Here is a 25473-nt window from a genome sequence, read left to right on the forward strand (position 1 = left end):
GCCTGGGAGGAGGGGTGCGCGACTGCCGGGTCAGTTCAGCGGAGACGTACCGAATCGGCTGGGAAGGCCCAGTTTGCCAGGGTTGAGAATGCCGGCCGGGTCCAGGGCCTTCTTCACCGCGACGAAGGTCTCGAAGCCGGCGCCCAGCGATTCCCGCAGGTAGGGGCCGCGCAGCAGACCGCAGCCGTGGTGGTGGCTGAGCGCCGCCGCGTGCTTGATCAGGACGGCGTTCGCCGCGTCCCACACCGCGCGGTACCAGTCGCGCCGCGCCTCGGGGGCCACGTCGCCGCGGAGCGAGAAGTAGACGCAGGCGCCGTCGGTGTAGGCGTGCGACTGGTGCGCGGAGGCGGCCAGGGTGCCCGGCACCGACTGGATCGCGGCCACCACCTCGTCGTAGATCACCGGCAGGTCCGCCCAGGACGCCGCCATCTCCAGGGTGTCCGCGACGAAGCCCGGACCGGGGGTGAAGCCGTCCGAGGACTTGCCGACCAGCATCCGCTCGTCCAGCCACCGCTCGAAGACGGCCCGGGAGTCCAGCTCGGGGCCGTACTCCGCGCAGACCTCGGCCGCCACCTTGAGCGAGGCGTCCACGATCGCCGGGTCGCCCTCGTCCGCGACCAGCAGCAGATTGGTCTCGGGGTGGCCGAAGTGGGTGCCCGACTCCAGGGCGTCGTACAGCCGCAGCACCGCCGGGGTCGCCCCGCGCTGCATGATCCTGCGGCAGGCGTCCAGGCCCTCGGCGAAGGTCGCGAAGCCGTACGCGACGGCGTTCGCGTACTCCGGGAGGGGGTGCACCCGCAGCCGCGCCGAGACGATGACGCCGAGGGTGCCCTCGGAGCCGATGAGCAGCTGGCGCAGGTCCGGGCCGACGGCCGCGCGGGCGTAGTCGCCGTAGGTGGCGCGGGTGCCGTCGGCGTGGATCACGTCCACGCCCACGACCATGTCCTCGATCTTGCCGTAGCGGGTCGAGAGCTGGCCGGCGCCCCGGCAGGCGATCCAGCCGCCGACCGTGGAGACGGCGAACGCCGACGGCCAGTGGCCCGTCGTGACCCCGTACTCCTCCTGGAGCTGCTTCTCGAAGAGGTCGCCGAACATGCCGGCCTGCACGTCCACCACGTTCGACTCGGCGTCGAAACCGGTGATCGCGTTCAGCCCGCAGACGTCCAGGACCACACCGCCGAAGACGGGCAGCGCCGCGCCCGTGACGTTGGAGCGGCCCGCCGACGGGGTGACCGGGATGCCCGCCTCGTGGCAGATCCGCAGCACGGCCGCGATCTGGTCGGCGTCGTCGGCCTCCACGACCACGGCGTCCGGCGTCGCGGGACGGCCCTCGGTCTCGCCGATCATCGAACCGGCCCACCAGTCACGGGTGCGGGTGACGACCTCCTCGCGCTCCACGTGCACGGCCCGCGCGACCTCGCGCAGCGCCTCGATCACGGCCTCCGGCACCTCGACCGGGTTGTTCTGGAGCGCGGCCTCGCCGTCGCCGACCGGGGTGTTCTGCGCCCACTTGGCGAAGCTCGGGGCGCCGACCGTGTAGTTGCCCCGGTTGAACGGGTGGGTGATGGTCTGACGGCTGATCATGCTGCGGCCCCTTCGAGGAGTACGGACTTTTCGTGGCGGACGGAGGCGAGGTAGTCGGAGACGGAGCGCTCCACCTCGGACTGGCTGAGGTTCAGTTCGCGGCCGAGGATCGCGCCGACGGCGCCGGCCGCCTCGGCGGAGGCGTCGCGGGCGAAGAGCCGGGCGCGGGTGCGGCGGGAGAGGACGTCGTCGACCGAACGGGCCAGCTCGGCCCGTGCCGCGTACACGACCTCGGCCTTCGTGTACGGGAGTCCGGCGACGACGGGCTCGGCCAGCGTCGGGTCCTCCTGGACGAGGTCGCCGACGAAGCGGGCCTCGGTGCCGAAGCGTTCGCCGAGATGGGCGGCGAGCCCGCCGGACGCGGCCACGGCCTCGGCGTCGTAGCCGGCGCCGCCGAGCAGCGGAAGGTCGGTGGTGCGGCTCTTCCCCCGGCGGCCCAGGACGGTCATCACCTTGTCGATGACCAGCTCGCCCATGTGCCGGCTGGTGGTGAGCTTGCCGCCGGTCACCGTCACCATGCCGGTGCGGCCGACGCTGATGTGGTGGTCGCGGCGCATGTCGAGCGTCGCACCCTCCTTGCCGCCGACCAGCGGGCGCAGCCCGCCGATCGAGCCGACCACGTCGTCCGGGGTGAGCTTCCCCTCGAAGGCGGTGTTGGCGCCCTCCAGCAGGAAGTCCATCTCCTCGCGGGTGCAGTGCACATCGTCAGGCGAGCCCTGGTAGTCCTCGTCCGTGGTGCCCAGCACCACGGCGTTGCCCCAGCGGGTGCAGGTCGCGCGGCGGGCCCGGCCCGGGATCGGCACGGTGACCGTGCAGTTGATCCGCACCTTGTCCCACGGCACCACGATGTGCACGCCCTTGGCGGGCCGCACCTGCGGCCGGTGGCCGTCGACGGCCTTGGCGTCCAGCTCGTCGGTCCACACCCCGGTGGCGTTGACGACGGCCCGCGCCCGGATGTCGAAGGTGTCGCCGTCCGCCGAGACCCGCGCCCCGGAGACCTTCCCGGCCTGCATGAGCAGTCCCTCGGCCTTGGCGCCGTTCAGCACGGTGGCGCCCAGGGCGGCGGCCGTGCGCACGATGGTCAGCACCAGCCGGGCGTCGTCGGTGCGGGCGTCGAAGTACACCAGCCCGCCCTTGAGGTTCTCCGCGCGCAGCGTCGGCGCCTGCGCGAGGACCTCCGGCACGGTCAGCCGCTGGTGCAGCTTGCCGATCCGCCAGCCGCCGACCAGGTCGTAGGTCCACAGCAGACCCTCGAAGCCCTTGGCGAGCCGGGCGTCGAAGACGCCCTCCTTCTCCAGGATCGGGAAGAGGAACGGCAGCCGGTGCACCAGGTGCGGGGCGTTCTTGCGGAAGCGGTGGCGCTCCAGGAGCGAGTGGCGGACGAGGTTGACGTTGCCCTGCTCGATGTAGCGCAGGCCGCCGTGCACCATCTTCGAGGACTTCGACGAGGTGCCCGACGCGAAGTCGTCCTTCTCGACGAGCGCGGCGCGCAGCCCCCGGGAGGCGGCGTCCAGCACGGCGTACGCCCCGGTGACGCCGCCGCCGATGACGAGGACGTCGTACGTGTCGTCGGCCAGCCGCCGCTTGGCCGCCGCGCGGTCCAGCAGCAGCGGGGTGCGGCGGGTCGCCGCGGCGGCGCGCCGCGGTTTCCTGGCGGGCATGGTGATCACAACATCAACTCCTGGTGGTTCAAGGTGCGGTGGCCGCGCGGTCGGGCGGGCGGCCACCGCCTGCCGACGGCTGGGGGGCCGTCAGTGGGGGGTGAGGGGTGTGAGGGCGGGGTCCTGGAGGTGGTCGATGAGCACGTCCCGCCAGGCCGCGCGCTGGGCGGCGCGTTCGTCCGCGCCGAGGGACGGTTCGAAGATCCGGCCCCGGGGCTGCGCCTCGACGACCTCCTCCAGGGAGCCCCAGAGCCCCTGGGCGACCCCGGCGAGATAGGCGGTGCCGCGCAGACTGGCGGTGGCCGAGTCGGCGACCCGCTCCAGCGGCAGACCGGTCAGATCGGCCTGGATCCGCAGCAGCGGGTCGCTGCCCGCGACCCCGCCGCCGACCCGCAGCCGGGTGAAGGGGGCGTCCATCGTCGCGGCGACCCCGTCGACGAGGTCGCACACCGAGTGCGCGATGCCGTCCAGGACGGCGCGGGCCAGATCGGCCCGGGTGGTGGCGAGGGTGAGCCCGGTGAGGGCGGCGGTGGCCTCCGGGTGCCAGACCGGCGTCCTGACCCCGGCGAGCGCCGGGACGAAACGCGGGGTGCGGCCCGGCCGGGTGGGGACCCGGCCCGCCTCCTCACCGAGCTCCTTCGGCGAGGCGAACAGGCCCAGGTCGTCGCAGAGCCAGCGCAGCGCCGAACCCGCCGTGGAGGTGTAGGCCTCCAGGCTGTAGTGGCTGGTGGAGCCCTGCCGGTAGCCGGGCTGGGCCAGCACCCCGGCGATGTCCGGCCGGGGCAGGGCGGGCGTGGTGCCGGTCGCCGCGTCGACGAACGCGCCGGTCCCGTACATGCACATGCCCTGCCCGGCGGCCAGCCCGCCGAGCGCGATCAGGGCCGCGTGCTGGTCGCCCATGGAGGCGGCCAGCGGTACGGAGATGCCGAGGGCGGCCGGGTCCGTGGTGCCGAATCCGGCGTCGTCGGAGCGGAGCTCGGGCAGCAGGTCGAGGGGGAAGCCGAGATGGCCGATCCACTCCTCGTCCCAGGCGTGCCGCTGGAGCAGATAGCCGCCGGTGGACGCGGCGTTGGTCGGGGTGGTGGCGTGCACGGCGCCCCCGGTCAGCCGCCAGATCAGCCAGGTGTCGACGGTGCCGAAGAGCAGCCGGCCCGCGCGGTACGCCTCGGCCGCCTCCGGGTGCGCGGCGATCTGCCGGGCGGCCCAGAGGAACGGCGCACGGGCCCCGACGGGCCGGCCCTGACGGGCGGTGAGGACGGCGTCCCACCGCTCCTCGTGCGCGGTGAGTTCGGCGGCGTACCGCCGGTCCTGCCACACCACGGCGGGCAGCAGCGGCCGCCCGGTCACGCGGTCCCACAGCATCGCGGTGGCCCGCTGGGTGGAGAGGGCCACGGCGGTGACCGCGATCCCCTCCGCCCGCGCGGCGGCGACGGCCCGGCGCGCCACGTCGAGCGTGGCGGTCCAGATCTCCATCGGGTCCTGTTCGACCGAGTGGTCGTCCGGATGGCTGACCGCGATCGAGCGGTAGAACACCTCGTGCGCCCCGCCGGAGTCGAGTACGACTCCGGCCCGGGTGCCGGTGGTGCCCTCGTCGATGGCGAGCACACCGCGCCGGGAGGCGGCGCCGGGGAGCGTCTGCGTCATTGCGGGCCTTTCCTTGCGAGCGTCGCGAGCTGTACGGAGGGGGAGAGGGACCATCGTGGGGTGCGGCGGGACCGGCGGACGGTCAGCGCGCGGCGGCGGCCGGCGCGGATTCCCGCGCGTCCGGTCCGGCGGCGTCCTGCCCCGCCACCTCGTCCGGCGAGGGGGCCTTCATCGGGTCCCACTTGATCGCCAGGCAGGTGATCATGCCGAGCAGCGGCACGACGGACAGGACCAGGAAGGTGTCGGCGAGGCCGAGCCCCTCCTTGATCTGCGGGAAGAGGTAGAGCCCGGCGACACTGCCGAAGCTGCCGACCATTCCGGTGACCCCGGTGCCCAGCGCGCGCACATCACTGCTGTACGAGAGCGCGGCGATGGACTTGCCGTTGGCGCCGGGCCCCGTGGAGTGGCAGAGGATGAACAGCACCGGCAGCAGGAACGCCACGGCCGTGGGCACCTTCTCGAAGGTCAGCCCCATCGCGACCAGGGCGACGAACACCCCGGCGAACCCGGCGGCGGAGCTGAGCCGCAGCCCGAGCCGGCGGCCGAAGTACGCGGACAGCAGTCCGCCCGCGATACCGAAGGCGTTGAACACCATCGAGCCGACCGTGGCCTTCTCGAAGCTCTCGCCGAAGATCGTCAGGCTGATCAGCGGGAGGTACCAGCCGACCGCGAAGTACTGCATCGACTGACCGAGCGAGATCACCGAGGACAGGATCGTGCGCGGCAGGTAGTCGCCGCGGAACAGCACCCCGGCCTGCCGGAAGCCGATCGCGGGGGCCTCGCTCGCGGCCCGGGTCGCCTCGTCGGGCTGCCCGGCGACGGCCTCGATGCCGTAGATCCGGTCGAGGTTGAGGACGGCCTCGTCGAGCCGGCCCTTGCTCGCCAGCCAGGTGGGGCTCTCCTTGAGCATCAGCCACTGGCCCAGCAGCAGCGCGACCGCGACCACGGCGGCCGAGCCCACCGACCAGCGCCAGATGTCCGCGCCGACGTCCAGGTTGAAGAAGAGCAGGGCGAGCGCCAGATTGCTGGTGGTGGCGACGTACCAGACGGCCTGCCACAGGTTCAGCCGGCCGCCCAGCTTGGCGGGGGTGTACTCGGCGAGCAGCGCCATGGCGACGGCGAAGTCGATGCCGTACGCCACACCCACCAGCACCCGGCCCAGCCAGACGACGGTGAAGTCACCGGCGAACGCGGCGAGCAGCGCGCCCGCGATGGCGAAGACCTTGGCGATGAGCAGCGGGGGGACCCGGCCGATCCGGGTGGCGAGCCAGCCGCCGACCGGGTTGAAGATGATCGCCAGGGCCGGAGCGGTGGCCGTGAGGATCGAGACCTGGGTGCTGGTCAGCTCCATCTGGGTCGTCATCGGCCCCAGACCGGCGCTCAGCGCCGCGTTCGAGTAGGCGTCGAGGAACAGCCCGCCGAATACGAGGAACCAGATGACCTGCGCCCGGCCGGTGATCTTTCCCAGCCCATCGATGAGCGCAACGACGTCGCCGACGCCTTTGACGCTCGGACGTTGTGCCATGAATCCGCCTTCGAGGAAGACCCATCGGCGGCACGGGGAGCACAAAAAAACAGGCATGACGAAACCACCGACAGGTGGTCTATGTCTGTGCCTGCCAAAACACTGCGGAAAGCGCCGCAGCACGTGAGGAGCGACTTACACGAGGAGGTTAAGAACGCCCCCACAGGCGCGTCAAGGGTTTCCGGGAGGTTACCCAAACGTGACGAGCGGTCCCGGAGCCGCCGCGCGGCCCCGGGACCGCGCAGGTCAGCGGCCTGCCTGGAGGGCAGCCCAGGTGGCCGGGCCCGTGATCCCGTCGGCGGACAGGCCCCGGGCCGACTGGTAGGAGCGCACCGCGGTCGCCGTCGCCGGGCCGAAGGAGCCGTCGATGCCGACCGTCGAGCCGAGCGCCGCGGTCAGCGCCCGCTGGAGCCGCTTCACCGCGTCGCCCGAGCCGCCCTCGGCCAGCACGGGCGTGCTGCCGGCCGACAGCAGCGCGGTCCAGGTCCTGGCCCCCACCACCCCGTCGGCGTCCAGCCCGCGTGCCTTCTGGAACGCGGTGACGGCCGCCGCGGTGGCCGGCCCGAAGCTCCCGTCGACCGAGCCGGACGGGAAGCCCTGCGCGTTGAGGAGGGTCTGCACGGCGCTCACCTGCGGGCCCGCCGAACCGCTGCGCTGGGTCGCGTACGCGGGGAAGCTGAGCGCGTCCGTGCCGGGCGAGCCGCCGGTGCTCCCGCCGACCAGCTGCATGTAGCGGTTCCAGTCCCAGTACTGCCCCGGGTCGGTGTGGTCGTTCCCGGGCGCCTCGCTGTGCCCGATGATGTGCGCCCGGTCCTTCGGGATGCCGTACCGGTCGCACAGGTACGCGGTCAGCGCCGCCGAGGAGCGGTACATGCTGTCGGTGAACCAGGTCGGGTCGTCGATGAAGCCCTCGTGCTCGATGCCGAGCGAGGAGGAGTTGGCGCTGCGCGCGTGGTACGCGGTGTCGGCGTCCCGCACCATCTGGGTGATCTGGCCGTCCGAGGAGCGGACCACGTAGTGGGAGCTGACCTGGGACGCCGGGTTCTGGAACCAGCTGATGGAGCCCGCGTACGAGCCCTGGGTGACGTGGATGACGACCTTGTCGATCGTCGCCGAGCGGCCCTTGGCGTAGTTGGCCGGGTCGGCCGGCACCCAGAGGGCGGAGGGGTAGTCGGCGCTGCGGGTGCTGACGGCGGTGGCGGTCGCGTCCTTCTGCGGGGAGACGGGGCGCGCGGTCACGGAGACGGGTTCGCCGTCGGGGGTGACGGTGTCCAGCCCGTCCGCGAGGAAGGTGAAGACCGTGTCGGCGTAGAGGGCGGCCGTCGGTCCCTGCGAGCCGCTGTAGCGGGCGACGACCGGGTACCAGGCGTTCAGGTCGTCGCGGTCCTTCGCGTCGAGCCCGAGGGTGTCGGCGTAGCCGCGCAGCACCGCCGCGCCGCCCAGGATGTTGGTGGCCGTGTCGGTGCGCAGCCGGATCAGGGGGGCGCCGGTGAGGGCGGCGGCCCGTTCGAGGGTGTGCTGGGCGGGGTTGCTGACCAGGTGCATCACCCCATAGCCGTTCGCCTGGCTGGGGCGCCCGTGGTGGCCGTCCAGCCGGGTCTCCCCGTAGCCGACGGCGGCGAGCAGATCGCGCGGTACGTCGTAGGCGGCGGCCGCGCGGGCGAGGGCCCGGTTCATCGGGTTCCCGGTGTCCGTCGAGGCGAGGGCCGGGGTGCCGGTCGCGGCGAGGACGGTGGCGGTGAGGGCCGCCAGCACGGAGGCGCGGGCCTTGGTGTGGGCGGCGGCGCGTGTGGGCATACCTGCTCCTGCTCTGTGGGGGAGAAGAGGAGCGGCCCCCGGGCCCGACGGGCGGGCCGAGGGGCCGCGAAGCCCGGCCAGGCTATCGATCTGTTCAGGGCATGACAACGACTCCCTGGCGTGTCGAACAGCCTTTCACTCCAATGGAGTTGACGAGCACTCAGGACGCGAAGGCGGACCGCCGGGCCCCGTCCGGGAGACGGGGCCCGTCGGTGCGGGCTACCAGCGGTCGCGGTGGACGACGTCGGCCACCGGGCGCCGCCGGACAGGCCCGAAGTTGCCCATCGGCAGGCCGACCGGGATCGCGGCGAAGGTCTGCATGGATTCCGGGATGCCCAGGGCCTCCTTCCACTCCTGCTCCAGCATCAGATGCCAGATGGTGATGTTCGCCGCGAGCCCCAGCGAGCGGGCGGCGAGCAGGATGTTCTGCACCCCCGGGTAGACGCACGAGCCCTCGGCCAGGGCCTGGAAGCGGGTCTGGGTGCTCATCATGTGCTCGACCCCGGCGGGGCCGAGCGCCTGCGCATACACCCCCAGCCCCTCCTCGTCCAGCCGCGGCTCCGGGAAGCGGTAGCAGGGGACGATCAGCGCCGGGGTGTCCGCGAAGTGGTCGCGCTGGTACTCGATCGCGGCCACCATCCGCCCGTACGCGGCCTCGTCCATGCCCTCCGGCGCGAACTTCCCGGTCGTCGCGAGATAGGCGTCCACGCACCGCTTCCACAGCGGGGCCAGACGCGCCATCACCTCACGGTCCGTCACCACCACGTACTCGTAACACTGCATGTTGCCGCCGCTGGGACCCCAGACGGCGGCCTGTATCAACTGCTCCAGCGTCTCCTCCGGAAGGGGCTCCGGCCTGAGACGGCGCATCGCGCGCATCGTGGACATGGTGGCGAACAGGGCATCGGACGCGGCCGTCGAGGCCCCGGGCGTCGTTTCAGTCGTCATGATCGCGGAGTGTACGGGCGTGCGCCCGCGCCGAGGAGACCAGCCCGTCAGCCGGTCCGGCGCAGCCGGACCACCGGGATCTCGCGCGCGGTGCCCTCCTGGTACTGCGCGTACCGGGGGAAGAGGTCCACCAGACCCGGCCAGACCCGCTCCTTCTCCCGCGTCGACAGCGTGCTCGCCTCGGCCGGGAAGCGCTCGGTGCCCACCCGCAGCTCCACGGCCGGGTTCTCCAGCAGGTTCAGGTACCACAGCGGATGGCTGTCGGAGCCGCCGTTGGACCCCACGATCAGATAGTCGTCGCCGTCGCGCCCGTACATCAGCACCGTGCGCCGCACGGTCCCGCTGCGCCGGCCCACGTAGTCCAGCAGCAGACAGGGCACCCCGAGCTGGGTGGTGCCCTTGGTGCCGCCCGAGGACTCGTACAACTCCGCCTGCTTCGCCACCCAGCCGCTCGGGCTGAGCCGCGGGGCCGCCCCGCCGTCGCTCTCCACCGCCATGCCGACTCCCTCGCTCGTAGATCCGCCCATCGTGCCACCCCCACCCCGCCCGGCACGGGATTCGCACACCTGGACAGGCTCCCCACCGCACGGGGGAACGCGGACGGGGGGCGCCTCCCGCAGGGCGTATAAAAGGTTCCAACCGGACCGGCCGGCGTCCCCCGACGGCACTCACCCCGCACGCGGCAAGGCGTCACCGCGTACGACAGGCAGGAGTGCCCCCATGAACACGGCAGACGAGATCCGGACCTTGCTGGTGGCGAACTTCGGGACCGATCCGGTGGCGATCCGCCCCGAGGTGTCGCTGCGTCAGCTGCGCCTGGACTCCCTGGCCCTGGAGGAACTGCGGCTCCTCATCGAGGACCGGCTCGGCGTGGACCTCGACGACGTCCAGCTGACCTCGCGCGACACCGTCGGGCAGCTCGTCGAGGCCGTCCACCACGGACGGGCCGCCGCATGACCGCCCCGTACCGGGTCGCGCCGTTCGCCGCCGCCGTCACCGGCATCGGGCTGGTCACCTCCGCCGGCGTCGGTACGGCCGCCGCCTGGCACGGGGTCTCCTCCGCCGAACAGGCCCCCCACGTCCCGCACCGGTCCGAACTCCACGACCTGCCCTGCGACTTCATGTACACCGTCGCCGGGCTCGATCCGAGGGCGGTGCTCGGCGTCGCCGTGCAGCGGCTCATGGACCGCTTCTCCCAGCTCGCCGTCATCGCCGCCCGCGAGGCCGTCGCCGACGCCGGACTCGACCCCTCGGTCTGGGACAGCGGGCGCGTCGCCGTCGTCATCGGCTCCGCCCACGGCGGACTGCCCTTCTACGACGAACAGCACACCGCCCTCACCGAACGCGGCGCCCGCCGCGTCTCCCCGAAGCTCGCCCCGCTCTCCGTCGTCAACGGGGCCGCCAGCAGCGTCGCCACCGACCTCGGCGCCAAGGGCCCCAGCCAGGCCGTCTCCACCGCCTGCTCCTCCGGCACCGTCGCCATCGGCACCGCCCACCAGATGCTGCGCACCGGCGCCTGCGACATCGTCGTGGCGGGCGGCGCCGAATCCGTCTGCTCCCGGCTCCTCATCGCCAGCGCCTGCCGGCTGGGGGCCGTCTCCACCCGGCGCGACGAACCGCAGGCCGCCTGCCGCCCCTTCGACACCCACCGCGACGGCTTCGTCGTCGGCGAGGGCGCCGGCCTCCTCGTCCTGGAACGCCCCGAGCACGCCGCCGCCCGGGGCGCCACCGTCCGCGCCCGGATCGCCGGCTACGGCGCCTCCAGCGACGCCTACTCCGCCGTCGCCCCCGACCCCGACGGACTCGGCATCGAACGCGCCCTGCGCACCGCGCTCGCGGACGCCGGACTCACCGGCGCCGACATCGGCCACGTCAACGCCCACGGCACCTCGACGGTCGCCAACGACCTGATCGAGGGGACCGTGCTCCGCCGCGTCCTCGGTGAACACCCCCTGGTCACCTCGACGAAGGCGATGACCGGGCACACCCTCGGCGCGGCCGGCGGCATCGAGACCGCCCTCACCGTCCTCGCCCTCCAGCACCAGCTCGTCCCGCCCACTGTGAACCTCGACGCCCCCGACCCCGAGATCCCGGTCGAGGTGGTGAGCAAGGAGGCCCGCCCGGCCGTGTTCGAGGCCGCCGCCAAGACCTCGCTCGGCTTCGGCGGACACAACGCCGCGCTCGTCCTCACCCGGGCCTGACCGACGGGACCCCGCAGCCCATGCCCCTGCCCCAGCCCCTGCCCGACGCGACCGTCCGCGAGCTCACCGTCCGCGGACTGCGCTACCGCTACCGCGTCCTGCCCTGCCCCGCCCCCCGCACCGAACCCGTCGTCCTGCTCGGCGGCGCGCTCCAGGGCATCGACGGCTGGCCGCAGATGGACGCCCACCTCGGCCCGTACGCCGACGTCGTCACCGTCGACCTGCCCGGCATGGGCGACGCGGACCCGCTGCCGGCCGAGGGCGGCGGCGACGACCTCCTGTGCGAGGCGGTCACCGGGGTCCTCGACGACCTCGGTGCCGAGCGCGTCAACCTCTTCGGCTTCTCCTACGGCACCACGATGGCGTTCGGCTGCGCCCGCCGACACCCCGGCCGGATCGCCCGGCTGGCGCTCGGTGGGGTGCCCGCCCACATCGGGGACGGACAGCGCGAGCGGTGGGCCGCCGCGATCGCCCGGCTGCGCGCCGGGGACGCCGAAGGGCTCGCCGCGCTGGCCGCGGACGTGCTGCTGTGCACCGACCCGGAGCGGCCGGTCCACCGCAGGGCGCTCGCCCGCAGCTACGTCCGCCGGGCGTTCGTGCACGCGCTCACCCGGTCCCCGCACGCCGAGCATTCGCTGATCCGGGCGCTCGGCCACCGGCCGGACTTCTCCGGCGGGCTGAGCGGGGTGCCCGCCCTCGTCTTCGCGGGCGAGCACGACACGGTGACCTCCGCCGAACGGCAGCGGGCCTTCGCCGCGACGATCGAGGGCAGCCGTTTCCTGACGATCGGGGAGTCCGACCACTGGGTCGTGCTGGAGCGCTCCGAGGACGTGGCCGAGCTGGTCACCCGCTTCTTCACCGACCGCCCGCTGGAGCCCGCCGCCGCACTGCGCCCCGTCGCCCCGCTGCCGCGTCCGCGCAGGGCGGACGCGGCGTTGCCGACGGGCGGCCGGGGCGTCCGCTGAGCGCCCCGGCCGCCCGGCCGGATCAGGGGCGGCCCTCCACCTTGACCCGCACGATCTGCGGGTCGTGGTCGCTCGCCTGGTCGGCGAACTCCGCGTTGATGTGCACCACGTCGTAGTCGAACCGGCGGATGCCGGGGCTCGTCAGGATGTGGTCCAGCGTCTGCGAGTTGCCGTCGTACACATAGCTGTACCGCTCGTCCGCCGGCAGCGTGGTGATGAGCGGCTTGAGGACCCTGCCGTCGGTCAGCGCCGAGACCGCCGGCGAGAACGCGAAGTCGTTCAGGTCGCCGAGCGTGATGACCCGGGCCGACTTGTCCGCCGCCAGCAGCGACTTGACGAAGGTGTTGACCTCGGTCGCCTGCTGGATCCGCTTCGACTCCGAACTGCGCGACGGCTCCTGGTAGCGGCCGTGCAGCGGCTGGTCGCCGCCCTTGGAGGCGAAGTGGTTGCCGATCACGAAGACCGGCTTGCCGTGGAAGCGGAACTCGCCGACCAGCGGCTTGCGGCTGTCCTCCCACGCGGCGCTCGCCGGGTTGATCCGGCCGGGCGACACCGACAGGGTCACGCCCTTCTTCGTCGGCACGGCGGCCACCGGGGTCGTCGCGTCGCCGCCCGCGCGGTCCGTGAAGGAAACCCGCTTCGGGTTGAAGAGGAACACGTTGCGGATGTTGCCGCCCGGCTCCCCGCCGTCCTGGCCGTCCTCGGGGGCGACGTACCGCCAGGCGTAGCGGGGCCCGCCCGCCGCGACGATCGCGTCGGTGAACCGCTTCAGCGTGGCCTCGGAGCCGACCGTGCCGTCGTTGACCGCGCCGTTGTCGTCCTGGATCTCCTCCAGCGAGACGATGTCGGGGGAGGAGAGGTTGACCGCGACGCCCTCGGCGAGCGTGTCGAACTTGGCCTGCTCGTCCAGCGCGTCCAGGTTCTCCACGTTGTACGTGGCGACGGCGAGTTCGCCGCCCTTCTGCTTCCGGGTGACCTCCCGCTTCAGGTGCTTGTCGACGAGGGTGCCCAGCTCGGTGGCCTGGAGGTTGTAGCCGCCGTACGAGGCGTAGTCGATGACGCCCGTGGTGGTCCCCGCCAGCACGTCGCCCACGTTGCCGACCGGGAAGGGGCGGCCGGTGTCGAGCGACATCACCTTGATCCGGCCGCTGTTCTGGTCGGTGTACGAGGAGTAGAGCGTTCCGCCGCGCTCCGTGGGGTTCTGCTTCGGGGCGACGGTCACCCAGATCTCGTCGTACGCGGTCGTCGCACCCGTGACCCGGGTGTCGGCGATCCGCACGCGGGCGCCCTCCAGCGACTCGTAGAGGTCGAGGGCGTACGCGGACGGCTCCAGCGGCAGTCCGTCGATCGAACCGCCGCCCGCCGTCGGGGTGTAGGCGGCGGGCACGGAGGCGGCGTTCAGCACCACCGGGGCGGGCAGCGCGTTGCCCGAGGACAGGACGGTGACGCGGGGCGCGGTGATCTCGGTGACGGACTGGGTGGTGGACGACGGGTAGTACTCGTCGACGACCCCGCTGACCAGCACCGAGTCGCCCACCGCGACCTTCGGTTCGGCCGAGCCGGTGTAGACGAACACGGCCTCGCTGGTGCGCGCGTCGGCGTCCGGGGCGGTGTCCTGGATCCAGAAGCCGCGCGATCCCGAGGTGCGGACGGCGGTGACGACACCGGGCACCCCGGTGACGGCCTTGCCGTCCAGCGGGGAGACACGGGTGGTGCCCTGGATGTCGTGGACGCGCACGGTGCCGGGCTCGGTCGGGTTGCCCGGGTCGCCGGGCCCCTCGCCGCCGCCGGAGGTGTCGCCCGCGGCGTTGACCGGGGTGGGCGTCCCCGCGGCGAGGTCCGCCGCGTTGTCGTCGGTGTCCGCGAGGGAGGCCGGGCGGGCCACGGAGGCGGTGGCCGAGGCGCCGGTGGCGGGACCGCTGCCCTCCCGGACGACGGCGGAGCCGTAGCCCACGAGGTCGACGATCCGGGTGTCGGCGGCGCAGTCGGCCGCGGTCTTGCAGGTCAGCGGGGTGGTCCCGGAGACCAGGGCGATGGTGCCGCTGGCGGCGGACATCGCGACGGTGCCGGTGGCGTCCGGGGCGGGCAGCGCGACGGTGCCGCCGGTCCCCGCCGCCTCGGCGACCAGATAGCGGCCGCCCGCGGCGACCGAACCGCTCAGCGCGGAGACCTGCCACAGCGAACCCGCGGACGGGGCGCCCGGCAGGTACTGGACGCTATAACCGGACAGGTCGAACGTCCCCGAGCCGACCCCGGCCAGCTCGACGAAGTCCCGGGTGAGCGTCGCACCCGAGTTGCCCCCGCCGCCGTACACCTCGGAGATCACGACGGTGGAGGACGGAGCGGCGAAGGCGGCGGGCAGCGCGGTCGCCGAGAGGGTCACGGCTACCGCGCCGGCCAGCAGGACGGAACGGTGTCTGGATATACGCACGGAAACTGCCCCTCAGAGTGTGGTGAGGGTGCACAAGCTATGCGCGTAGAACAGCCGATGACAAGGCATCAGAGGTTAATTCCAGGAATCGGTCCGATCCGGTCGGGACCGGGCGCGCGCGGTCAGATACAGCGCCGGGACCGGGAAGAGCAGCAGAAAGAGGTTGGGGATCCACCAGACCGGTGACCAGTCCCCGCGCAGCGCCCAGAAGGCCACGGCCTGGAGCCCGGCGGTGCTCGTCAGGGTGAGCGAGACGGTCATGAGCGTCCGCCATCCGGGCCGGCCGCGCCGGGCGAGGACCAGGGCGGCCAGTCCCGTCGCGCTCGCGGCGATGTCCAGGGGGAGGAAGGAGTAGTTCCAGTCGGTCATGACCGGGTCGGTGTAGTCCTTGTAGGCCAGCTCCGCCGGGACGAGCCCGAGCAGGGCCGTCGCCCAGTAGAGGACGAACCCCAGATCGGTCACGAGCATCGTGGCCTTGACGGCGCCGACGGCGGAGGGCCGCCGGGGCAGGCAGGAAGCGGGGACGGCCGGGCGCGCCATCAGTGGGCGAGCCCTCCGCCCAGATACATCACCGCGACCCCGAGCACGATGAGTCCCGCGCCCACCACCGTCGCCGTGTGCAGCTGTTCGTCGAAGAGGAGCACCCCGCCGACCAGCGCCCCCACGGTGCCGAGACCGGACCAGACCGCGTAGACCGGGCCGACGTCCAGGCTCTTGAGGGCCTGGGCGAGCAGGACGAACGCCGCCGCGTAGCCGATGACGACGACCAGGGTGGGCCACGGCCGGCTCAGTCCGTGCGAGGCGCGCAGCGAGAGGGTGGCGATCACCTCGGAGACGATGGCCCCGGCCACCATGGCGATCCCCATCAGGCGGCCGCCCTTCCCTCGATCAGCCCGAGCACCAGGGCGCGGAGCCGGCGGTGGTCCTCGCCGCGCGGGTCGGCCAGGCCGAGGAGCCGGGCGGTCCACCAGCCGTCGACGGCCATCCGGACCAGGGTGCTGACGCCGGGCGGCAGTCCGTCCCGGTCCAGGCGCTCCTGCCAGGCGCGGTAGCGCTCCTGGAGGACGTCGAGCACGGCGGGGCCGTTGGCGGCGGCGAACAGGGCGACCGGGACCGAGCCCTTCGCCGGGTCGTCGTCCTCGGGGGACTCCGGCGGGATGGAGGCGTCCAGCCAGGCCAGGGTGAAGGCCCCGGGCGGGGCGTCCTCCCCGGGCAGGACCGCCTCGAAGCGGCCGACGAGCCGGCGCACGACCCCTTCGACCAGGGCCTGGCGGTTGGGGAAGTGGTGCAGCAGTCCGCCCTTGCTCACGCCCGCCTCGGCCGCCACGGCATCCAGCCGGACCGCGTCGATGCCCCTTTTCAGCAGCACGCTCTCCACTGCGTCAAGGATTCGATCATGCATCGACGGCCCCGTTCTCCGACTTCCGGTATTGTCCGACCGTCTGGACGGTCGAATGCAGGCTAGCATGGCCTCCGAGGTGATTCCCGGAGATGGTCCAGGGGGCGTTCCGAGGGTGGGGCAAAGGGGCCCCATAAATCGGAACCGTTAATTCCATATCAACGGCCGAGCGCTGTGGATGTGGGTTGACATGGCGTCTGCGGCTTGCCTACGTTCTTTGTCGGCGGGGCCGGCGCGGATTCGGGAACCGGCCGAAGTGATCTGTCAATCGGGGGGATTTGAATGGCTCACGGTTCGTCCGAGAGGTAACGGCGACTCCCGGGTGCTTTCGCGCCCCGGTTGAGCGACCACGGCGAGCGCATTCCGGTGGATCAGCGTCGATCCGCCCCGCTCGCTCGTCCGGGAATGATGCACCGGACCAGGTGACGGCTCGTTTTCGAGTTCTTGCGACACGTCCTCGGCATAGGCCGCCGACGTGATCGCCCCTTTCTCTGGAACATCCGAATGAGGCGGGCACCTGTGGCGTGCCCGCATTCCGGTGGGAGAGTTTCGTGAACGCTCGATTAAAATTCCCCGACGTCTACGACCGGCTCGATGAATACCGCGCGGCCTCCGATCTCATGAGCGCGGGAATGTATCCCTTCTTCCTCCCCCTCGACGGGCACGAGGCGTCCGTCGTCCGGCGGGCCGGCCGCGAACTCATCATGTGCGGCTCCAACAACTACCTGGGCCTGACCGGCGACGACCGCCTCGTCGAGGCCGCCGAGGACGCCCTGCGCCGGTACGGCACCTCCTGCACCGGCTCCCGCTTCCTGAACGGCAACACGGACCTCCACGAGCAGTTGGAGGCCGAACTCGCCGCCTTCCTCGGCAAACCCGCCGCGCTCGTCCTGCCCACCGGCTACCAGGCCAACCTCGGTGCCGTCGCCGGACTGCTGTCGCCCCGGGACTACGTCGTCGCCGACCGGGACGCCCACGCCTCGCTCATCGACGGCTGCCGGCTCAGCGGCGCCCGGATGCGCTGGTTCCCGCACAACGACGCCGAAGGACTGCGCACCGCCCTGGAGCGCATACCCGACGACGCCGCCCGGCTCGTCGTCGTGGACGGCGTCTACTCCATGGAGGGCGACCTCTGCGACCTCCCCGCCGTCGTCGGGGTCTGTGCCGAGTACGGCGCCCGGCTCCTCGTGGACGACGCCCACGGCCTCGGCGTACTCGCCCGGGGACGGGGCACCGCCGCCCACTTCGGACTGACGGACCGGGTCGACCTGATCACCGTCACCTTCAGCAAGTCCCTCGCCTCCATCGGCGGAGCCGTGCTCGGCAGCGAGGAGGCCGTCCACTACCTCAAGCACCACGCGCGCAGCCTGATGTTCAGCGCCTCGCCCACCCCGGCGAGCACGGCCACCGCCCTCACCGCCCTGCGCGTGCTGCGCGCCGAACCCCACCGCGTGGGCCGGGTCCTCGCCAACGCGGCCCGGGTGCGCCGCGGCCTGGCCGACGCAGGCATCCCCACCGGCGACAGCCCCACCCCGATCGTCCCCGTGCCGATGGCCGGGAGCACGGAGACCCTCACCGCCTGGAGCCGCCTCGTCGAACGGGGCGTGTACGTCAACCCGGTCATCCCGCCCGCCGCCTCGCCCCGCCTGCGCACCAGCTACACGGCGGCGCACACCCCCGAACAGCTCGACCGGGTCGTCGAGGCCCTCGCCGCCGAGGTCCCGGCCGGCAGCCCACGGCACCGTGCCGCGGCCACCGCGGCCTGACCCGGTGCGGTCCGCCACCGGCGCCCTCCTGGCCGTGGCCGCGGCGGCCGGGGTGATCGCCACCGCGTACCTGCGCCCCTGCGCCGACCGCTTCGGGACCGGGGCCGTCCTCACCGCCCTGCTCGTCTGCGCGGCGGCGGGCGCGCTGGGCTGCCGGTCCGCCGCGCGGCTCGCCGCTCCCCGGCTGACCGGGGCCCTGGCCGCCGCGCTGCTCGGACTCGGCACGGCCCTGGCCCTGCCGGGCGCCCCGGAGGCGGCCGGCACCGCCGCGGCCGTGCTGGTAGCCGGGGTCCCGGCGGCGGTCTTCGCCACCGGCTGCCTGCTGCGCGTCCTCGCCCCGTCCGCCCGGCGGGCCTGCCTCCGGGCCGGGCCCGCACTGGCCGTCGGGGGAGCGCTGGGCGCGCTCTGGCCGCCGCAGGCCCGCGCGGCGGCCGGCGCCTGCCTCTGCGCCGTCGCGCTGCTGCTCATCCTTCCGGCCGCCACGACCCCTCCCGACCGAACCACCGACCAAGGAGCCCGACCATGAGCCGACTGCGTCTTGCCGCACGAGCACTGCGCCTGACCCTCAGCGGGGCCCATGCCGACCCCACCGCGGACTACGACGCGGCCAGTTCGGACTACGACACCTTCTTCAGCCCGGTCATGGGCGGCCACTCCGTGGCGGCCCTCGACGAGGTCACCGTGGCGCCGGGCAGCGATGTCGTCGAACTCGCCTGCGGCACCGGCCATCTGACCGCCGAACTGGTCCGCAGGCTCCGGGGCCGGGGCTCGCTGCGGGCCGTCGACAAATCGCCCGGCATGCTGGGCGTGGCCCGGGAGAAGGTGCATCCCCTCGTCCGCAGCACTCCGGAACTGACGGTGGAACTGAGCGAGGGCGACATGGAGACCTTCGTCCAGGGGCTGCCCGCCGGCTCCGCCGACCTCGTCGTCGTCGGCTGGGCCATCTGCTACGCCAAGCCGGTACGGCTCCTCACCGAGATCCGCAGGGTGCTGCGCCCCGGCGGCCGGGTCCTGGTCATCGAGACCCGGGCCGACGCCCACCACGCCCTCACCCAGGGCCTGGAGCGCGTCTTCGCCGACGACCCCTCGCTGCTCACCAGCATGGTGCGGGTGTCGCTGCCCAAGGACGCCGCCACCGTGGCGCGCTGGTTCGCCAAGGCGGACCTCACCGTGGACGTGCGGCGCGAGGGATCCCAGACGATCCCCGCCCACACCCCGGCCGACGTCATGGAGTGGGTGCAGCGCTCCGGCGCCGCCGCCGGCTTCAAGACCGCCGTGGACCAGTCGCGCGAACAGCTCGTCCTGGACCGTGTCGAGGCGGCCCTGGCCGAACTCCTGGCCCGCGAGGGCACCCTGGAGATCGAGCACACCTTCGTCGTGGTGGCCGGCGGCAGGCCCGCGGCCGGGCGGGGCGGCGGCCGCACCCCGGCGAACGAGTCGGCGGGTGCCGCGTGAGCGACGCCACCACCACGACCGCCGGTCCGGCCTCCCGGGCAGGCGGCCCCCCGGCCGCCCCCGACGGCCGCCTCCAGCGGGTCCTGCGCCGCTTCGCACACGCCCTGGTCGGCCACCCGAAACTGGTCGTCGCGGCCTGGGCCGTCGTCATCGCCGCCTGCACCCCGCTGGCCACCGGACTCACCGACGTCCTCACCGACCAGGGAGCCTCCAAGGTCGTCCCCGGCACCAGCAGCGCCCGTGCCGACGCGCGGATCAAGGAGTCCTTCCCGCACCGCTCCGAGCGGGAGGTCGTCGTCGTGGTCCAGGGCGCGGACGTGCGCACCCCGCAGGTCCGCGGTCTGCTGGCCGACCTCGACACCCGGATCGCCGGGCTGCGCCGCGACGGCGAGGTCGAGCGCTCCTCCTCCGCCTTCACCGTCTACCGCGACACCACCGCCGGGTTCCTCACCGGCGTCCGTGACCGGGTCCGCGAGCGGGCGACGACCGAAGCGGCCCGGCGCGCGGCCGTCGACGACGAGGTCCGGCGGGGCACGATCCCCACCGCGCTCGCCGGACCCGCCAAGGAGGCGGCCGCCGCCGACGACGCCGCGGCGGTCACCGCCGCGGCCGCCCGGTTCGCCCGGCGGGCGGACTGGTCCGCGTTCCCCCTCGACGTACCGAAGGAACTCGTCGACCGGCTCGTCGCCCCCGACGGCACGGCCGCCCTCGCCTCCGTCGCCTACACGGACAAGGCCGGCAGCGACCCGGACGTGGAATGGCTGCGCGACACCGCCCGTACCCTCTCCGAACGCGCCGGAGCCGGTGTCGAGGTCCATGTCACCGGCGAACTCGCCCTGATCCACGACACGTACGAGAAGGCCGAGTCCGACAACGCGCTGATGGAGTCGGTCGCGTACGTGATCATCTTCGTCGTCCTGCTCTTCTTCTTCCGCGCGCTCGTCCCGGCCGTCCTGACGCTCGCGGTCGTGGGCCTGTCGATGAACGTCAGCCAGGCCGCGCTCAATCTGCTCGGACGCGAGGTGACGCTCACTCAGTTCACCGTCACCATCATGCAGTTCGTGATGCTCGGCGCGGGCGTCGACTACAGCATGCTGCTGTCCTCGCGCTACCGGCAGGAACGCCTGGCCGGGCGCGGCCCGAAGGAGGCGGCCGTGCACGCCACGGTGCACGCGGGCGAGAGCATGGTCCTCGCGGCCGTCGCCGTGGTCCTGGCCTTCGGGGCGACGCTGCTCTCCCCGGTGGACTGGATCCCGCCGCTCGGCTACGGCGGCCTCCTCGGCATCCCCATCGTGCTCGCCGCCGCCCTCACCCTCACCCCGTGCCTGCTGGCCCTGCTCGGGGACCGGTTCTTCGCCCTCGGCCGGTCGCCCCTCGCCGATCTGGAACGGCACGGGGCGATGGCGCGACATCTGCGCCGCACCGCCGAGTTCGCCCGCCGCCGCCGGGCGGCGATCGTGGTGCTCTTCCTCGTCGCGACCGTGCCCTTCGCCCTGCTGGTGAGCGGCAACCGCTCCACGTCCGACCCGGTCGCGCTCAGCCCGGCGACCGATTCCCGGGCCGGGTACGAGACCGTGGCCGACACCTGGGGCGACGCGGCGGTGCTGCCCACGATCGTCACCGGGCGCGCCGCCGACGGCGTCCTCGACGACGGCCGGCCCACGCCCGGGGGCCTGGCCGCGGTCGCCCGCCTCACCGAGGCACTCGCGGCGACCGACGGCGTCGCCTCGGTCGACTCCCTCAGCCACCCCTTCGGCAGCCGCTGGAGCGCGGAGCGGCTGACCGCCGCGGGCACGGGCGTCACCGAGGACTACGCCTCGCCGGACGGCGCGCTGCGCTTCGTCGTGGCCCTGGAGGACGACCCGTACTCCGAGGCGGCGGCCCGCACCGTCCAGCGCCTGGACACCGTCCTGGCCCGCGACGGCGCGGCGGTGGGCACCCTGAACCTCGGCGGGGCCACCCAGGTCGACCTCCAGTACGGCGCCGCGCTGCGCTCCAGCTTCTGGCGGATGGTGCTGCTGGTGAGCCTCGGCGTGTTCGTCATGCTGGTGATCACCCTGCGCTCGCTGCTCGTGCCGGTCCGGCTGATCGCCACGATCATGCTCAGCAACGTCCTCGCGATCGGACTGACCGTGCTGCTCTTCGCCTGCTGGCGCGGCGAAGCGATCATCGACGACCTGCCGATCTTCCTCACCGTCCTGATGATGGGACTCGGCATGGACTACGAGATCTTCCTGGTCACCCGCGTCCGCGATCTGATCCGAAGCGGTCTCGACCAGGACGAGGCGACCATGGAGGCGGTCGTCGACACCGGCCGGGTCATCAACGCGGCCGGGCTGGTGATGGCCGGAAGCCTGGGCACCATGGCCCTGTCGTCCACGCTGATGCTCAGGGAGTACGGCGCCGGGCTCGGCCTCGCCGTCCTGCTGGACGCCACCGTGATCCGGATGCTCTTCGTCCCGGCCTCGCTGATGCTGCTGCGGAAGTACAACTGGTGGCTGCCGCCCCTGCCCGGCCGCCGCCGCAGCGCCGCCCCCTCGGCCGGCGGATGACCGGGCCCGTGCCGGACGTCCTGGGCCAGCTGCGCCGCCGGCACGAGCGGGCCCCGCTCGCGTCGGCGGCGGCGCTCTTCGCCGTTCTGGCCGCCGTGCGGCTGGCCGGGGCGTACAACTTCGCGTTGATGGTGCTGTCCGTCGCGTTGAGCGCCTGCGTCCTGCTGGTGGTGGAGCGCCGGGGCTGGCCCCGGACCGGGCTGCGCGGCTTCCCGCCGCGCACGGCGCTCCTGACGACCGGGCTCGTCGCCCTGGTCTACGCCCAGACCTTTCTGGCCGCGCGCGGCGCCTTCGGGGCGGGCGACGACAACTGGACGGTCTGGGTGCCCCGGATCTTCCAGGGCATGGTGCCCGGTGCGCCCTGGGCGGACACCGCCGCCATGCTGCTCTGCCTCGGGCTTCTGGTGCCGCTGGTGGAAGAGGTCTGCTACCGGGGCGTCCTGTACGAGGCGGTCGAACGGGAACGGGGCGGGGCCGCCGCCGTCGTCACCACCGCGGCCGCCTGGTCGTTCGTCCACCTCGGCGACTACGGCCTGAAGCCGTTCGACGCCGAGGTGGCGGCGGGCGCGGTGCTGTCCGTCTTCCTGATGGGCCTCGCGCTCGGCCTCTGCCGGGCCGTCACCGGATCGGTGCTCGCCTGCACGGCGGCGCAGGGCGTCTGCAACCTGCTGCTGCTCGCCGCCGTGTACGCCGCGCGATGACCGGGGCCGGGCGCGGCGGCGGGGCCGGGCCGTCAGGACGGCAGCCGGTCCAGGAAGCCGCTGACCGAGGCGATGCGCCCGTCCTCGGCGAGGGCGATCACGTCCGAACCGGCCACGGGCGCCGAGCCGTCGGCCCCCGAGACCAGCTCCCAGCCGAAGCGGGCCAGGGCGTGGTGCCCGTCCACCCCGCCCAGCTGCCGGAACGTGAAGCCGGGGAACTGCTCCCGCGCCCCGTTGATCGCGGCGGCCAGCGCCTCGTGCCCCCGGACGTCGGCGAGCGGATCGGTGTACGTGGCGTCCTCGGTGAAGGCCGCGGCGACGGCCTTCTCCAACTCCTCGGCGGTGGCGGCGTTCCAGGCGGCGAAGTAGCGCTGGACGGCGTCGTCGTAGGCGGTCATCGTGCGGTCCTCTCGTCGGTTCCGGCCGGTGGCCGGGAGCGCTGTGCTCGTGAGGAACACGATGTCGGACGGGCCGTGGAGCGTCGATTACCTCCGAGGTCAAGGTCCGTCGTCAGGAGGAGGCGTCGGGGATGACGTGCACCGCGGCCTCCTCGGCGGAGGCCGCGGCCCCGTCGATGCCGACGTCCTCGCCGGCCGTGGTGTCCGGGTCGTTCCGGTCGAGTTCACGGGTGAGCCGGCCCGCGCGTACGGTGCCGACCTCGGCGTCCCAGGGCTCGCCGTCGCCGTCGGCCACATCGCCCACGCCGTCGCCGTCCGGGACGGGGCCCTCGGGCAGCTCCCGGGCCAGCCGGTCCTCCAGCGTCTCGCCGCGGTGCTGTTCGGACGCGGTGGTGCCGCGGTCCTCCACGGCCCACGGCCGCTCGGGCGGGGAGTACCCCTCGTCCAGGACGTCGGTGAGGTCCCGGTTGTCGAGGGTGTCCTCCGGTTCGAGCTGCTCGACGGGGTCGGAGGCCTCCGGCTGCTGGGGCTGATAGACGTCGTCGCCCCGGTCGGCATCATCCATGACGCTTTCCTTCCGGGTGTCGGGAATCCCGGGCCTGCGCGCCGGCCCGGTCCGCCGTGACCGGCCCCTTCAGGATAGGCGGCAGGGGCCGGGCCCCGCAGCGTGCGCCCGGTGCGGGGGCGTCGCCGCCCGGGGTGCGAGACCATGGAGGGGAAGGCCGCAGTCCGTCGTGGAAAGGCCGTCATGGAGTACCCGGAGAGCTATCAGCTGGTGTTTCAGTCGTCCGCCGTGGAGGACGACGCGGTGGTGGTCCACCGGACCGAACGGTCCGGGGCGGGCGGGCACCCGGTGTACGAGGACGAGACCGGGATCGTCCGCGCGGAGATCAGCGACCACGGGGAGGTGCGGATGCTCGCCAGCGGCGGGCACCAGCTCCTCGGGACGCCCCTCGTCGTACCGGAACCCGCCCCGTAGGCACCGCATCCCCGTCCCCACCGCCCCCGTGGTCACCGCCGCGGGGGCGTCTCCCTATCACGGGCCCGAGCCGCGCGCCATCCTGCCCGAGCAGGACAATTCGGCGTCAGTCGTCCAACACTTGGTCGAAATTTTGCCCCCGGGGGGCTGCTCCCGGAAGACACCAGGCACACTCGACCTGTAGGAATCTCGCCACGAAGAGGATCACGCATGATCACGTTGAAGAAGGAAGACGGCCCGGCGGATCTGGACGGGGTCACCCACCTGTCCATCGGGGTGTCCTGGGATCCCACGGCCGGTTCCAGTGGCGGGCTGGTGGGGAAGCTGCGCCAGAAGAAGGGCACCGACCTCGACCTGATCGCGATCGCGATGGCGGACGGGGACCCCGTGCGGCTGGCCGGGCTGGACTCCCTGGACCCGCTGGGCAACGGCTCGCTCCAGCACAGCGGCGACAACCAGACCGGCCGCGGTGACGGCGACGACGAGACCGTGACGGTCGACTTCGCGCGGATCCCGCAGAACATCACGTCGATCGTCTTCATCGCCGCCGCGTACAAGAAGCGCAGCTCCTTCCAGGACGCCCGCAACATCAGCTTCAAGGTGTACGACGCGACGGGCGGCAGCTCGCAGCAGGTCGCCGACATCTGGCCGAGCCTGCTCACCAACGACAACGGCTGCGCCGTGGCCAAGGCGATGCGTGTCGGCGGCGGCTGGAAGCTCCAGGTGATCAACGAGACCGGCAAGATCAAGCAGGGCGACGAGCAGGCCCTGATGCGCTTCGCCGTCAGCAAGTAACGGACGACGCGTCCGGGGTACGGCCCCGGTCCGGGCATGCGGGAAGGCGATCCGCGGCCACGGACCGGGGCCGTCGCGCTCCCGAGAGGCACTGTTCGCCGAGTACTCCACGAAATGCCTGCGCAAGAGGCTTTACGGTAGATATCTCCGGTTACGGTGGCCCCATGTGCCACTACTGCGGCTGCCGCGAGATCCCCCTGATCAAGGAGTTCATCGCCGAGCACGAGACCGTCACGGACACCGCCGGAGAAGCGCTGCGCGCCCTGGACCGGGGCGACACGGACCTCGCCACCGGCCTGATCGCCCGGATGGCCGGGGAACTGCGCGCGCACTGGCGGGGTGAGGAGGACGGCCTCTTCACGGTCATGGGCGACGACCCGGAGTACGCCGGCTACATCGACGCACTCGTCCTGGAACACCGCCAACTCGCCGCGTTCCTGGACACGGTGGACCTGACGCACCCTCAGGACGTGGTCCGGCTGCGGGAGTCCGTCGACGAACTCCACCACCACATCGCCAAGGAGGAGGACGGTCTCTTCCCCGCCTCCCTCACCGCCCTGTCCGGGGACGAGTGGGACCGCTCGATGTCCGCCTGGCGCGCCGCCCACCCCGGCGCCCCCGGCGACCTCGGACGCTGAACCGGCCCTGCGCCCGGCCCGATCCGGCCCCGCG

General features: G+C 73.1%; 24 protein-coding genes. 11 read left to right on the forward strand and 13 right to left on the reverse strand.

The features are described 5' to 3' along the window. Positions 1 to 30: 30 nt before the first annotated feature. The 7 genes from ACZ4FH_RS06950 to ACZ4FH_RS06980 form a co-directional block, all read right to left on the reverse strand. On the reverse strand, positions 31 to 1584 hold the full coding sequence (locus ACZ4FH_RS06950; RefSeq protein WP_467302874.1) for an FAD-binding oxidoreductase: 1554 nt from the start codon (positions 1582 to 1584) through the stop codon (positions 31 to 33). After that, entirely contained in the window at positions 1581 to 3254 is a 1674-nt protein-coding gene (locus ACZ4FH_RS06955; protein ID WP_467302876.1) for a glycerol-3-phosphate dehydrogenase/oxidase, read from the reverse strand. Before ACZ4FH_RS06955 ends, ACZ4FH_RS06950 begins: the two co-directional genes overlap by 4 nt. Before the next feature lie 81 nt (positions 3255 to 3335). Next, positions 3336 to 4889, reverse strand: a complete 1554-nt coding sequence (locus ACZ4FH_RS06960) for an FGGY family carbohydrate kinase (protein ID WP_467302878.1) — start codon at positions 4887 to 4889, stop codon at positions 3336 to 3338. 82 nt (positions 4890 to 4971) lie between these two features. Next, positions 4972 to 6414, reverse strand: coding sequence for an MFS transporter (locus ACZ4FH_RS06965; RefSeq protein ID WP_467302880.1), 1443 nt, complete (start codon positions 6412 to 6414; stop codon positions 4972 to 4974). A gap of 246 nt (positions 6415 to 6660) precedes the next feature. After that, positions 6661 to 8211 (reverse strand): peptidoglycan-binding protein, encoded by a 1551-nt coding sequence (locus tag ACZ4FH_RS06970; protein WP_467302882.1) that lies wholly within the window; start codon positions 8209 to 8211, stop codon positions 6661 to 6663. Positions 8212 to 8430: 219 nt separating this feature from the next. Beyond that, complete coding sequence (locus tag ACZ4FH_RS06975; protein WP_467302884.1) at positions 8431 to 9159, reverse strand: nitroreductase family protein; 729 nt, start codon at positions 9157 to 9159, stop codon at positions 8431 to 8433. Positions 9160 to 9206: 47 nt separating this feature from the next. Then, complete coding sequence (locus ACZ4FH_RS06980) at positions 9207 to 9656, reverse strand: nitroreductase family deazaflavin-dependent oxidoreductase (RefSeq protein WP_467302885.1); 450 nt, start codon at positions 9654 to 9656, stop codon at positions 9207 to 9209. Positions 9657 to 9879: 223 nt separating this feature from the next. On the opposite strand from ACZ4FH_RS06980, the gene ACZ4FH_RS06985 reads away from it, so the two are divergent. Genes ACZ4FH_RS06985 through ACZ4FH_RS06995 form a run of 3 tightly spaced genes read left to right on the forward strand, consistent with a single transcriptional unit; the run spans position 9880 to position 12325 of the window. Next, positions 9880 to 10116 carry an acyl carrier protein gene (locus ACZ4FH_RS06985; RefSeq protein WP_467302886.1) on the forward strand — a complete coding sequence of 79 codons (237 nt, stop codon included), beginning with the start codon at positions 9880 to 9882 and terminating at the stop codon, positions 10114 to 10116. Beyond that, on the forward strand, positions 10113 to 11360 hold the full coding sequence (locus ACZ4FH_RS06990; RefSeq protein WP_467302888.1) for a beta-ketoacyl-[acyl-carrier-protein] synthase family protein: 1248 nt from the start codon (positions 10113 to 10115) through the stop codon (positions 11358 to 11360). The genes ACZ4FH_RS06985 and ACZ4FH_RS06990 overlap by 4 nt, the downstream gene beginning before the upstream one ends. A 20-nt stretch (positions 11361 to 11380) precedes the next feature. After that, positions 11381 to 12325, forward strand: a complete 945-nt coding sequence (locus tag ACZ4FH_RS06995; protein WP_467302889.1) for an alpha/beta fold hydrolase — start codon at positions 11381 to 11383, stop codon at positions 12323 to 12325. A 22-nt stretch (positions 12326 to 12347) separates the two neighbouring features. Here the strand turns inward: ACZ4FH_RS06995 and ACZ4FH_RS07000 are convergent, their stop codons facing one another. From ACZ4FH_RS07000 to ACZ4FH_RS07015, 4 genes are all read right to left on the reverse strand, one after another. Next, positions 12348 to 14756, reverse strand: a complete 2409-nt coding sequence (locus ACZ4FH_RS07000) for an endonuclease/exonuclease/phosphatase family protein (RefSeq protein ID WP_467302890.1) — start codon at positions 14754 to 14756, stop codon at positions 12348 to 12350. Positions 14757 to 14831: 75 nt separating this feature from the next. Beyond that, positions 14832 to 15296: a DUF5360 family protein gene (locus ACZ4FH_RS07005; RefSeq protein ID WP_467302891.1), complete on the reverse strand. Its 465-nt coding sequence runs from the start codon at positions 15294 to 15296 to the stop codon at positions 14832 to 14834. Next, entirely contained in the window at positions 15296 to 15622 is a 327-nt protein-coding gene (locus ACZ4FH_RS07010) for a DMT family transporter (RefSeq protein WP_467302893.1), read from the reverse strand. Before ACZ4FH_RS07010 ends, ACZ4FH_RS07005 begins: the two co-directional genes overlap by 1 nt. After that, a complete protein-coding gene (locus ACZ4FH_RS07015) occupies positions 15622 to 16158 on the reverse strand; it encodes a TetR/AcrR family transcriptional regulator (protein WP_467302894.1) in 537 nt (178 codons plus the stop codon). The genes ACZ4FH_RS07010 and ACZ4FH_RS07015 overlap by 1 nt, the downstream gene beginning before the upstream one ends. Positions 16159 to 16706: 548 nt before the next feature. On the opposite strand from ACZ4FH_RS07015, the gene ACZ4FH_RS07020 reads away from it, so the two are divergent. Genes ACZ4FH_RS07020 through ACZ4FH_RS07040 form a run of 5 tightly spaced genes read left to right on the forward strand, consistent with a single transcriptional unit; the run spans position 16707 to position 22629 of the window. Next, positions 16707 to 17921: an aminotransferase class I/II-fold pyridoxal phosphate-dependent enzyme gene (locus ACZ4FH_RS07020; RefSeq protein ID WP_467302895.1), complete on the forward strand. Its 1215-nt coding sequence runs from the start codon at positions 16707 to 16709 to the stop codon at positions 17919 to 17921. Positions 17922 to 17925: 4 nt separating this feature from the next. Next, positions 17926 to 18447 (forward strand): hypothetical protein, encoded by a 522-nt coding sequence (locus tag ACZ4FH_RS07025; RefSeq protein ID WP_467302897.1) that lies wholly within the window; start codon positions 17926 to 17928, stop codon positions 18445 to 18447. Beyond that, positions 18444 to 19376, forward strand: coding sequence for a class I SAM-dependent methyltransferase (locus tag ACZ4FH_RS07030; protein WP_467302898.1), 933 nt, complete (start codon positions 18444 to 18446; stop codon positions 19374 to 19376). The genes ACZ4FH_RS07025 and ACZ4FH_RS07030 overlap by 4 nt, the downstream gene beginning before the upstream one ends. Then, the gene (locus ACZ4FH_RS07035) at positions 19373 to 21928 is read left to right on the forward strand and encodes an MMPL family transporter (RefSeq protein WP_467302900.1); all 2556 of its coding nucleotides are present in this window, start codon (positions 19373 to 19375) and stop codon (positions 21926 to 21928) included. Before ACZ4FH_RS07030 ends, ACZ4FH_RS07035 begins: the two co-directional genes overlap by 4 nt. Continuing rightward, complete coding sequence (locus ACZ4FH_RS07040; protein WP_467302902.1) at positions 21871 to 22629, forward strand: CPBP family intramembrane glutamic endopeptidase; 759 nt, start codon at positions 21871 to 21873, stop codon at positions 22627 to 22629. Before ACZ4FH_RS07035 ends, ACZ4FH_RS07040 begins: the two co-directional genes overlap by 58 nt. Positions 22630 to 22661: 32 nt before the next feature. Here ACZ4FH_RS07040 and ACZ4FH_RS07045 read toward each other — a convergent pair whose 3' ends face one another. Together ACZ4FH_RS07045 and ACZ4FH_RS07050 are read right to left on the reverse strand one after the other, a co-directional pair. Then, the gene (locus ACZ4FH_RS07045) at positions 22662 to 23027 is read right to left on the reverse strand and encodes a nuclear transport factor 2 family protein (RefSeq protein WP_467302903.1); all 366 of its coding nucleotides are present in this window, start codon (positions 23025 to 23027) and stop codon (positions 22662 to 22664) included. Positions 23028 to 23139: 112 nt separating this feature from the next. Beyond that, positions 23140 to 23592 (reverse strand): DUF5709 domain-containing protein, encoded by a 453-nt coding sequence (locus ACZ4FH_RS07050; RefSeq protein WP_467302904.1) that lies wholly within the window; start codon positions 23590 to 23592, stop codon positions 23140 to 23142. 183 nt (positions 23593 to 23775) lie between these two features. Here ACZ4FH_RS07050 and ACZ4FH_RS07055 point away from each other — a divergent pair, with 183 nt between their 5' ends. The 3 genes from ACZ4FH_RS07055 (at position 23776) to ACZ4FH_RS07065 (ending at position 25439) form a co-directional block, all read left to right on the forward strand. Further along, positions 23776 to 24006 (forward strand): DUF6296 family protein, encoded by a 231-nt coding sequence (locus tag ACZ4FH_RS07055; RefSeq protein ID WP_467302906.1) that lies wholly within the window; start codon positions 23776 to 23778, stop codon positions 24004 to 24006. A gap of 210 nt (positions 24007 to 24216) precedes the next feature. Next, positions 24217 to 24801 carry a TerD family protein gene (locus ACZ4FH_RS07060; protein WP_467302908.1) on the forward strand — a complete coding sequence of 195 codons (585 nt, stop codon included), beginning with the start codon at positions 24217 to 24219 and terminating at the stop codon, positions 24799 to 24801. A 164-nt stretch (positions 24802 to 24965) separates the two neighbouring features. After that, on the forward strand, positions 24966 to 25439 hold the full coding sequence (locus ACZ4FH_RS07065) for a hemerythrin domain-containing protein (protein WP_467302909.1): 474 nt from the start codon (positions 24966 to 24968) through the stop codon (positions 25437 to 25439). Positions 25440 to 25473: the final 34 nt, after the last annotated feature.

Source organism: Streptomyces sp. NPDC024555 (assembly GCF_055559335.1).

What these genes read in the sequence shown, in the direction of transcription:
- ACZ4FH_RS06950 (WP_467302874.1), bottom strand. Translation starts at nt 1,584, where the DNA reads ATGATCAGCCGTCAGACCATCACCCACCCGTTCAACCGGGGCAACTAC.
- ACZ4FH_RS06960 (WP_467302878.1), bottom strand. Translation starts at nt 4,889, where the DNA reads ATGACGCAGACGCTCCCCGGCGCCGCCTCCCGGCGCGGTGTGCTCGCC.
- ACZ4FH_RS06965 (WP_467302880.1), bottom strand. Translation starts at nt 6,414, where the DNA reads ATGGCACAACGTCCGAGCGTCAAAGGCGTCGGCGACGTCGTTGCGCTC.
- ACZ4FH_RS06970 (WP_467302882.1), bottom strand. Translation starts at nt 8,211, where the DNA reads ATGCCCACACGCGCCGCCGCCCACACCAAGGCCCGCGCCTCCGTGCTG.
- ACZ4FH_RS06975 (WP_467302884.1), bottom strand. Translation starts at nt 9,159, where the DNA reads ATGACGACTGAAACGACGCCCGGGGCCTCGACGGCCGCGTCCGATGCC.
- ACZ4FH_RS06980 (WP_467302885.1), bottom strand. Translation starts at nt 9,656, where the DNA reads ATGGCGGTGGAGAGCGACGGCGGGGCGGCCCCGCGGCTCAGCCCGAGC.
- ACZ4FH_RS06985 (WP_467302886.1), top strand. Translation starts at nt 9,880, where the DNA reads ATGAACACGGCAGACGAGATCCGGACCTTGCTGGTGGCGAACTTCGGG.
- ACZ4FH_RS06990 (WP_467302888.1), top strand. Translation starts at nt 10,113, where the DNA reads ATGACCGCCCCGTACCGGGTCGCGCCGTTCGCCGCCGCCGTCACCGGC.
- ACZ4FH_RS06995 (WP_467302889.1), top strand. Translation starts at nt 11,381, where the DNA reads ATGCCCCTGCCCCAGCCCCTGCCCGACGCGACCGTCCGCGAGCTCACC.
- ACZ4FH_RS07005 (WP_467302891.1), bottom strand. Translation starts at nt 15,296, where the DNA reads ATGGCGCGCCCGGCCGTCCCCGCTTCCTGCCTGCCCCGGCGGCCCTCC.
- ACZ4FH_RS07010 (WP_467302893.1), bottom strand. Translation starts at nt 15,622, where the DNA reads ATGGGGATCGCCATGGTGGCCGGGGCCATCGTCTCCGAGGTGATCGCC.
- ACZ4FH_RS07015 (WP_467302894.1), bottom strand. Translation starts at nt 16,158, where the DNA reads ATGCATGATCGAATCCTTGACGCAGTGGAGAGCGTGCTGCTGAAAAGG.
- ACZ4FH_RS07030 (WP_467302898.1), top strand. Translation starts at nt 18,444, where the DNA reads ATGAGCCGACTGCGTCTTGCCGCACGAGCACTGCGCCTGACCCTCAGC.
- ACZ4FH_RS07045 (WP_467302903.1), bottom strand. Translation starts at nt 23,027, where the DNA reads ATGACCGCCTACGACGACGCCGTCCAGCGCTACTTCGCCGCCTGGAAC.
- ACZ4FH_RS07050 (WP_467302904.1), bottom strand. Translation starts at nt 23,592, where the DNA reads ATGGATGATGCCGACCGGGGCGACGACGTCTATCAGCCCCAGCAGCCG.
- ACZ4FH_RS07055 (WP_467302906.1), top strand. Translation starts at nt 23,776, where the DNA reads ATGGAGTACCCGGAGAGCTATCAGCTGGTGTTTCAGTCGTCCGCCGTG.
- ACZ4FH_RS07060 (WP_467302908.1), top strand. Translation starts at nt 24,217, where the DNA reads ATGATCACGTTGAAGAAGGAAGACGGCCCGGCGGATCTGGACGGGGTC.
- ACZ4FH_RS07065 (WP_467302909.1), top strand. Translation starts at nt 24,966, where the DNA reads ATGTGCCACTACTGCGGCTGCCGCGAGATCCCCCTGATCAAGGAGTTC.